This is a genomic window from Microcoleus vaginatus FACHB-2002, from assembly GCF_040004035.1.
GTDB lineage: Bacteria > Cyanobacteriota > Cyanobacteriia > Cyanobacteriales > Microcoleaceae > Microcoleus > Microcoleus vaginatus_C.
Window position 1 is genome coordinate 20189 of sequence record NZ_JAMPLN010000058.1, and the last position, 9801, is coordinate 29989.

At 49.1% G+C, this 9801-nt stretch carries 2 protein-coding genes; one reads left to right on the forward strand and one right to left on the reverse strand.

Translation table 11 applies throughout. From position 1 onward, the window contains the following. Positions 1-45: 45 nt before the first annotated feature. Complete coding sequence (locus NDI35_RS28085) at positions 46-3858, reverse strand: glycoside hydrolase family 2 protein (RefSeq protein ID WP_445315573.1); 3813 nt, start codon at positions 3856-3858, stop codon at positions 46-48. A 229-nt stretch (positions 3859-4087) separates the two neighbouring features. On the opposite strand from NDI35_RS28085, the gene NDI35_RS28090 reads away from it, so the two are divergent. After that, positions 4088-9616, forward strand: a complete 5529-nt coding sequence (locus NDI35_RS28090) for a PAS domain S-box protein (protein WP_445315574.1) — start codon at positions 4088-4090, stop codon at positions 9614-9616. Positions 9617-9801: the final 185 nt, after the last annotated feature.

Here is a 9801-nt window from a genome sequence, read left to right on the forward strand (position 1 = left end):
CTTCTCTTCCTCTGCGTCCTCTGTGCCCTCTGCGGTTAAAAACACCTACCATCGATAATACCGATAAGGATCGTCCCCATACTCAAAATCCGTTCTGTAATCCCAGTGATAAAACTCCCGACTCGAACCGTTAAACACAGATCCATCCGCCTTAAAACTCGCCCCTAAATTAGCCAAAATCTGAGCATTTGCCCTGGTTTGCCGCCAGCGAGTAAAACGCAAATAAGTCTTAGTATCAGCATTCAAACTGTCGGGTTCAATCTGAGAAAAAATCGCCACACCCTTGCCAACTTTTACCCGACTTAACAAACCGTCAGCACCGATTTCTCCCCCAGACTTAATCAACCAAGTATCATAAAAAGAGCGCGATCGCAAATCTGAAGCGCTAACCCCCTTCACCTCATCCCAACTCGGAACCGCCAGCGAACCCCCAAAATCCTGCGCTTGCTGCAAACCCACGCCCAAACCCGCAACAGGCACTTGACGCGGCAAGAAAAACACCTTCCCGCCAGCCTTCAAATAACCGCGCAAATCTGCATCTTTCAGATTCGCTTCTCTCCCCACAATCACCAAACCAACATCATTAGAAAGCGAACTAGCGCGCTGATAAATTACCCCCAAACTGTCCAACTTTTGGGCATCTTCATCTCCCCCTATTAAAACCACTTTATCCGGCTTTCCAAGTACCGGAGAATTCATCCCGTAACTCACAATTTGTTGCACTAACTGCGCCGCCCCAGCATCTAGAGAATAATGGTCTTCCAAATCCAACTCGTTTAAAATCAGCCGCCCTTTTCCGTAATCCAATTCCATCAGCGGCGAATAAGCTAAATCAAACTCAGATTCCAAAATGGGGCGCCAACCGCTGCGGTGCGGCTTCTCAATAGAAGCGCTGCTGACACCGCCGCGATTTCCCCAACGCCAGCCGTACCAAGGTTTATTTGCCGGACTCAAATTAGGGCCAGTTTGGATCGTATCTGGATAAGCTTCAACCAGCGTGCTTTCCCCCGCCCAATCCCGCAAATCTTCACTGTCTAAACCGCTAATTGCCGGATGGTTGCTGTCAACTGGATAAGCGCGGCGGCTGACGTGGGCAGCAACCCGGAAACCCGTATTTTCCAGCCATTCCCGGCGCTGAGGAAACACAATTACTTTGCCGCCGTTTCGGACAAAATTTTCTAAACTTCCCGGCAAATTTTCCCCGCTAGAAAACGCTTCCCTACCGATAATTAATAGCGATGAAACTTGCGAACCATTCCACGGTACAAGCTGATGACCTAATTGTTTTAACATTGCCGATGTTTTGCCCGCTGGATCGAAAATTGTCACCGAATCTTTGATGTTAGATTGTTTGGGAAAAACGCGGAAAGCAAATGTATCAGAATGCGATCGCTCACCCACCCGTGCAGTCAAGCGTATTTCGCCCTCAGCCTTGCTAGAAATGGTATTTGGCAAATTTACGTCTATTGGGAAAAACAGCGTGCCTGCCGGAGCAATTATCCCTTTGTTATCGCCTTTTTTTACTTCTTTTCCCCCCACCCAAACCTGCCACTTAAACGAAAATTCTTGCGCCGCCCGCGTATCGTTAATTAACACTACTTGCTTTGCCAGTTTTGCGCCCACCAACAAATTGTGATCTTTCGCAGTAAAAACCGGGCTAGCACCAGCAATCCAAGCCAAAGTCGAGCTATTATTATTCATAATTGCCTCGCCCCCAGGATGAACAGTGTAAGCTTCGGGCTGCAAATAATTCAAAAGATTATTTGAGACTTGCTTCAAATAAACTCCCCGGCCACCAGGTTGAAATGCCCCAATATCCACCTTCTTTCGACCAGCTTCGGAAACTTCCCAACCGTGCCCGTCATTCCAAGGAATCATCCCCCCAGACATTCCAAAAGTCCGCCAACTCCGCCAAGTATTTGTACTGAATAACTGCTGCAACTTTTGAAAAGCTGGTGCAAAATCCAACTCTTTTTTAAAATGCCAGTTTTGATACTCCTGACCCCTGACAAACTGCTCGCGAATTTTAGATTTATAAGCCGCCGTTTCCAACTCGTAAGCCTGCTTGCCAAAATAAATTGCCGTAAACTCAGTCATCCAAGGTTCGCTGAGAATCGCCTGACCGAAACCTTTGCGGGCCCGCATCATCGTTGCGTGCAAAGGAGTCCCAAACTCGACTGCCATGTAGGGCCTTTCGCCGGTTTTACTCCACTCAGAAATCCACTCTTCCCGTTCTTGCAAGGGAATCATATTTAAATAAGAATTCAGCGCATAAACATCACCGAAGTGTGCGCCTTGGTGTACCATCACAGGCCTGGTTGGGTCGGCCGATTTAATCGCAGCTATAGCGTCATTTCCTAGGGGAGTGTTCACCCGCAAACGCTGGTTTTCTGAGGGACTGAGAGTTCCTTCTACTTTGCTTTTGCCGATGCGACGGGGATTTAAATCGTCAGCGTTGCCGAAAAAATTAGGACTTGTCGCCCACATTAATACTGATGGATGATTGCGGTAGCGGCGCATTTCAGTCACCATTCGGTCTTTCCAGCGGTTTTTCCACAGGGGGTTTCTCCACTTGCCGTTCCAAGCAATAGGACTAATGTCTAAAGCGGGAGCCATAATGGGAAAACCTTTGAGGTCTGCTCTTTCGGAAAACAACTCTCGGAAGTGCCACTTACCCCGTTCGTCGTGATTCCAAGGCCACATTTCTGTTATGTTAAAACCGGCTTTGACGTAGCTGTCAATTAGGCTATCAGCAACTTCTAATGTCCCGCCTTGCCAAGTATCCGAGTGCAAGATTGGTCGCAGCCGCAATTCGGTTCCGTTTAAGAAAAATTTGCGACCTTCTATCCAAAATTCGCGGAAGCCAAAAGGTTGGTGGTATTGCGTATCTATGCCGCTGCCTTTTACTTCTAATTGCAGGGTGTAAAGGTTTGGTTGCCCGACATCCCAAAGACGGGGATTTGGCCAATTCCACTGGACTTGTACGGTTTGAATGGGTTTAGCTTGAACCTTGGCATTTGCGGTGAATTTTTGTTGTACTTTGCCTTTTTCGTCGAGCATTTCCGCGATTAATTCAACTTGACCGTTTTGGGCAACGTCTTTGAGTTCTACATCTAATTTAACTTGCTTTTTTCGGGTGGAAGTTTGGACGAATACGTCGCTAATCAGCGGGCCTGGGGGAAGGCTCAGAAGCCTTACCTCACCGATGATTCCCCGCGATTGCAACTTGGATTTTTCTGTGTAGATTTCTGTGGGGCCCATGATGACGGCTTTTTCCTTTTCATCGGATACTGCCACCACTAAAATAGATAGGGTGTTTTGACCTGGTTTTGCTGCTTTGGTAATTTCAATAGTGCCGTAGGGCCAGGGGATTTCACCGCAGTTAATGCCGTTGACAAAGATGACTGCATCGGTGCTGACTCTGGCTAAGTCGAGAAAAATTCGGCGGTTTGTCCAGTCGCCGGGAATGTCTATATTTTTCTGATACCAAGCTTTTGATAGTTGTTTACTGTTGAAGTTTTCCCAATCTTTGCCCCTGCCGCGAGTGATGATTCCGGGTACGGATTCGTTGTTTTCTTTTTGCCAGTCTCCGGGTACTTGGATGGAACCCCAATTTGGGGAGACGGGGGGGTTTTGGGGGTTGCCAACTGCGGGGACAAATTGCCAAGTTCCGTTGAGATAGATTTGGGATCGTTTGTTGTCGATCGCCCCGGCGGCCAGGGTGGTAAGATTGGGGAAGCCGATCGATATCGCTGAGTTGCTGGCGAAGTTGGGATTTTGCAGCGCGTAACCGACGAATCCAAAGAGGGTGGCGGCTGCGAAAAATAACCCGATAATTTTTGCCAGCTTGTGATTCACTCGCTTATTGCTCCCAGAAATTAGATAATCTAATTTGTCCCTGAATCTATGATAGCAGTTGATTCAGCAGAAATCCCCCTGCCAATCTGTCTCTGGGAAGATGGCACAGGGCCGACAAATGTGGTTTTGTATAGAAAAAATAAATACTTAGTTTTAACTAAGTTTTAACAAGGTTGTTTCATCGACATAAGCAATAGTGCGATCGCGCCATCGCTACAGGTCAACAAAAATGAGCCAGTTTGAGGTCTTGCCCTTACCCATTAAATCTTACAGTATTGCTACATTTAGTGCCGGCACGGCTTTACTGCTGACAACTCTGTTACTGTTTTCCTTCCAGGCAGCTCCAGCAATCTTACTTTTGGCCGCTGCGGTTATCGCTTGGTATGCTGGCTTAAAGTCCGCAGAACAAAAACTAGAAATAGAACGTAATATTATTTCAAAAGTAATTGACACGACAGCTTGCTTGATTGTAGTTCTCGACAGCCAAGGACGGATTGTCCGCTTTAACCAAGCTTGCGAAAAAGCTACAGGCTACTCGACAGCCGAAGTAATCAATAAATATGTTTGGGATTTGTTCTTAATTTCCGAAGAAATAGAGCCAGTTAAAACAGTTTTTACCAAGCTCAAGGTCGAACATTATAAGAGCGAATATCAAAACTATTGGCGCACTAAAAACGGATCGAAACGCTTAATTTCTTGGTCGAATACTGTGACGACCAATAGCGAGGGTTTGGTGGAATATGTGATAGGAACTGGCATTGATATTACTGAGCGCCAAGAAGCAGAAATAGCCCTGGCTTTATCCTACACTAAGCTAGAAAGCCGCGTCAAACAACGCACAGCAGAACTGACAGTAGCGAAAGAAGCGCTGCAAGCTCAAGAAGAACGATTTCGCTGTTTAAGTTCCTGTTCGCCGGTCGGCATTTTTATGGCAGATTTTGAGGGGCGCTACACCTATGCAAACCCACGTTGTCAGGCTATTTGCGGCTTGAGTTTGACAGAACTTTTAGGAGACGGATGGGAGAATTGCATTCACCCGGAAGACAGCGATCGCGTATTGGCTCGATGGCTGGATTATACTCGGCAAGGTGGGGAATATGCGATCGAGTATCGCCTGCAAACCCCACAGGGGATTGTGCGCTGGATTAACGTTTGTTCCTCGCCGATGTTCTCCGACTCCGGCGAACTCATCGGATACGTGGGCACGGTGAGAGATGTCACCGAAAGACAACAAGCGCAAGCAGCTTTGGCAAACAGCGAACAGCAACTGAGAACGCTGCTAGAAAATACGCCAGATGTAATTATCCGCACTGACAAAGATTTGCGTTATATTTATGTCAATCAAGCAGTTGAAAGAAGCCAAGGAAAACCAATTTCATTCTTTTTGGGTAAAACCAGTCAAGAAATAGGAATGCCGCCCGAACTGTGCCAGATGTGGGATGAAACCCTGCACAAAGTGTTAGAAACAGGTCGAGAAGAAATTGTCGAATTTCAGGCTTTCTCAACTAAGGGCATCCGAAGTTATCAATCCCGCGTAGTTCCAGAATTGGACAAAAATGGCGTACCAGAATCCGCCTTAATTGTAGCCCGCGATATCACAGAAATAAAACTTGCAGAAACTCAACGATTGCAGTTAACAATCGAGCAAACAGCGAGGGAAAAAGCGGAAATAGAACAGCAGCGCTCGGCATTTTTAGCGGAAGTTAGCAAAATGCTGGCTGATGCGTTTGACTGGGAAACGGTGCTGCAAAAGGTAGCAGAATTAGCAATAAATTCGATCGCCGACGGGTGCTGCATTCATTTGACCGAAAGCGACTCAAAAGTGCGTCTAGTCGCTGTGGCTCACGCAGAACCCTCTATGGTTGAGACTATTAATAACTTCAGCATCGGCAGTTTGCTCGCCGAGAATGCTGTTAACGGCTATCCGCGGGTAATCCGCAGCGGAAAATCTGAACTAATTGCCGAAGTGGATGAGGAGATTTTAGCATCAGGAGCCGAAAATGCAGCAGAATTGGAAAAATTGCGTGAAGCGAAGCTATCCCGTAGGGAATCGCTCAATATCGGCTCTCACGCTTGCGTACCGCTGAAGGCTCGCGGGCGGGTAATGGGTTCCATCACTTGCTTTACCTCAAAGTTGGGCCGCCGCTACAGTGCAGAAGACATGGCAATGCTAGAAGACCTAGCATACCGCGTGGCGATCGCCCTCGACAACGCCAGACTTTACACTGAAGCGCAACAAGCACTATCTCAAACATCGCAATCCTTTGCCTTAATTGACGCGCTGTTAGAAGCATCTCCCCTAGCGATTTGCTTTATGGATCGCGAAATGCGCTTCATCCGTATCAATCAAGTATTAGCAGAACTCAACGGTTTGCCGATAGAACAGCATCTCGGCCAAGACTTCCGCCAATTGTTGCCAGAACATGCAGCCAAATTTGCGCCGATAATTCAGCAAGTTTTAGAAACCGGCAAGCCTGTTTTAAACTTAGAAATGAGCGGCGAACCTCATGGGAAACCGGGATATTTCGGTTACTGGCTCGCCAACTACTACCCAGTGAAAAATGAAAGAGAAGAAATAATCGGAGTAGGCCTAATTATCACAGATATTACCGCAGCAAAACAAACAGAATTAGCTTTGCGGGAAAGCGAAATGCGCTTCCGCAGCGTGGTAGAATCTAACATGATCGGCATCGGTTTCTGGGATGCCAACGGCGAAGTTACTGATGCTAACGACGCTTTGCTGGAAATGATCGGATATACGAGGGAAGACTTAGTTTCGGGACAGATCCGCTGGCTCGAACTCACGGCGCCGGAATATCTAGAACTTGATCGCGCCGCCCTAAAGCAAGTCGAAGCATCAGGAAGTTGCGCGCCTTTTGAAAAAGAATATCTCCGCAAAGACGGCACGCGGTTCCCGGTTTTAGTCGGCGGCGGAAACTTCCAAGGATGCAAAGACAAAGGAGCATTCTTCGTACTAGATATCACCGATCGCAAACAAGCCCAAAACCAAATTCGAGAAAACGAAATACGCATTCGCCGCCAACTAGCAGAACTCGACTTAGTTTACAAAACCACACCAGTCGGGCTGTGCTTTGTCGATACCAATTTGCGCTACATCCGCCTGAACGAATGCCTCGCTCAGATCAACGGCCACTCAATCGCAGAGCACCTCGGGCGCACCGTTAGAGAAGTAATTCCCGAAATGGCCGATATGGTAGAGCGGATTTACCGCCAAGTGCTGGCGACGCAAACCCCCGTGCTCGACTTGGAAATTAAGGCCGAAACCAAGCAACAGCCAGGAGTTTTGCGGGATTGGCAAATCAGCTTTTACCCAGTGAGCGATGAATCAGGAACACTGCTGGGAGTCAGCACTGTGGTAGCCGAAATCACCGATCGCAAACAAGCAAAACGGGTAATGCAGCAAAGCGAAGCCATATTCCGGCGGCTGTTCGAGTCAAATATTTTTGGAGTTGCGATCGGCGATTTTAGCGGCCGCATCGCCTACGCCAACCAATCCCTGCTCAGCATGGTCGGCTACACCCGCTCAGACTTGCTCTCGGGTCAAATGCGGTGGGACAGAATGACCCCCCCCGAATACCTGCACCTAGACGCCCTGGCGGCCGGGGAACTGCGGGCTAAGGGAGTCGCAACTCCTTTCAAGAAAGAGTACATCCGCAAAGATGGCAGCCGCGTGCCGCTTCTGATGGGGGGAACCACTCTGTGCCCGGACAACGGCGAACCAGAGACGATCGTCGCATTCTTCATAGACTTGACCGAGATCTCGCGGGTGGAAGCAGAACTCAAAAACAATCAAGAACGGCTGCAAATCGCTCAGCAAGCAGGGAAAATCGGAACTTTTGAATGGAACATCCAAACCGGCGAGATCGCGTGTACGCGAGAGTTAGAGGCTTTGTACGGGCTGTCGGCCGGTGGTATCGACAGCTATCAAAGTTGGGTGGAAATGGTGCATCCAGACGATCGCGCTTTGACTCAACAGCAGGTAAAAGCTGCGGCGGTGTCCGGGGAGGAATTAAACATAGAGTTTCGCATTTGCCGCCCGGACAAAAGCGTGGGCTGGATTGCTTGCAGGGCGAAGGTGTTTCAGGACGATCAAGGTTTGCCTTTGCGGATGATCGGGGTGAACGTCGATATCAGCGATCGCAAACAAGCAGAAGCAGCGCGATCGCACATCCATCAAACTTTAGAAGCCTTGATTCAGGCTTGTCCCCTAGCAATTACCCTTTTGGACTGCGACGACGGCACTGTGAAAATGTGGAACCCGGCCGCAGAGAGGATTTTTGGCTGGCATGAATCAGAAGCGGTAGGTCAATTTGTGCCCTGCGTTCCCGCAGACAAGCGGGAGGAATTCACGGCTAATTTGAAAGGAATTCGCGAAGGAAACGCGATCGCCGGCATGGAAACCCACCGCCAAAGGAAAGACGGCAGCTCGATCGACATCAGTTTGTGGGCAACTCCAGTCCGCGACAGCAACGGCAACATCAACTGTATGTCGATCATCGCCGACATCAGCGATCGCAAGCAAATCGAGGCGCAACGCGGTCAGTTGCTCGATCGCGAACAGGCCGCGCGGGCCGAAGCAGAAGCTATCAGCCGCCGGAAAGACGAGTTTCTAGACTCTCTTTCCCACGAATTGCGAACGCCTATAAATGTGATTCAGGGGTGGGCACAGATCCTGCGCGCCCACCCCTACAACCAAGATAAATTAGCTTCGGGTTTGGAAGCCATCGAGCGTCAGTCGAAGGTGCAGATCCAGCTAGTGGAAGATTTGCTCGACGTTTCCCGGATTATTCAAGGCAAGCTGACTTTGAAACCCGGCTGGTTCTACATGGTAAGGACGATCGAGGCGGCTCATAATTCAGTTCGTTTGGCAGCCGAGGCCAAGTCTGTCACCGTTTCGTTAGAACTTGACCCCGCAGTCGGCTTGATGTGGGGCGACGCCCAGAGGTTGCAGCAGGTAGTGTGGAATTTGCTGATTAACGCCGTGAAGTTTACGCCTTCGGGGGGAAATGTCGAACTGCGCTTGTCTGCGGTGGCTGTTAGCGATTCCTCATCACCCAATTACGTGCAAATTACTGTCAGCGATACTGGAAAGGGCATTTCTGCTGATTTTCTGCCCTACGTGTTCGATCGCTTCCGACAAGCAGACGCCTCAAAAACTAAGGCTGAGGGCGGTTTGGGACTGGGATTGGCGATCGTCGAGCACTTGGTGCAACTCCACGGGGGTACTGTGACTGCGGAAAGTCCCGGTAAAGACCAGGGTGCGACATTTACGGTGACACTGCCATTCAAACAACCTCGTAGTAAGCAGCGGCAGTTGAGAGGAGAAAGGAAATCCAATCCAACGCCTCCGGGTATTTTGGCTGGTTTAAAGGTGTTGGTAGTTGACGACGAACCCGACAACCGCGAGTTTTTGATGGTTGCCCTCCAACAGTGCGGGGCGACTGCGACTGCGGTTGCTTCGGCTGCGGAGGCGATCGACATTTTACAGCAGTCGCCGCCGGATATTTTAGTCAGTGATATCGGTATGCCCGTTGAGGACGGCTACTCGCTGATCCGCAAAGTGCGATCGTCCGAATCCGACAAAATCAAGCGCTTGCCGGCCGTGGCGCTGACAGCTTATGCTAGCGAAGAAGACCGCGATCGGGCGATCGCCACTGGTTACGACGAACATTTAACAAAGCCGATCGAACCCGCTCTCTTCGCCACCGTTTTAGCCAAGTTAACAAATGGGCATTAGGGCGATCGGGTTCAATGAACGCACAAAAAATATCATTTCCGTTTGATTCGGATTTGTAGGATGTTAAATCTTGTAGATACTGTCTTGAACTGTCAAGGGGTCGCGAGTAAATAATTTGGGTCGAAAGGCTTTTGGGATTTTAAAATCCCAAAAGCCAAATGCACCAGTTTCCTCATCAGCGCACC

What these genes read in the sequence shown, in the direction of transcription:
- NDI35_RS28090 (WP_445315574.1), top strand. Translation starts at nt 4,088, where the DNA reads ATGAGCCAGTTTGAGGTCTTGCCCTTACCCATTAAATCTTACAGTATT.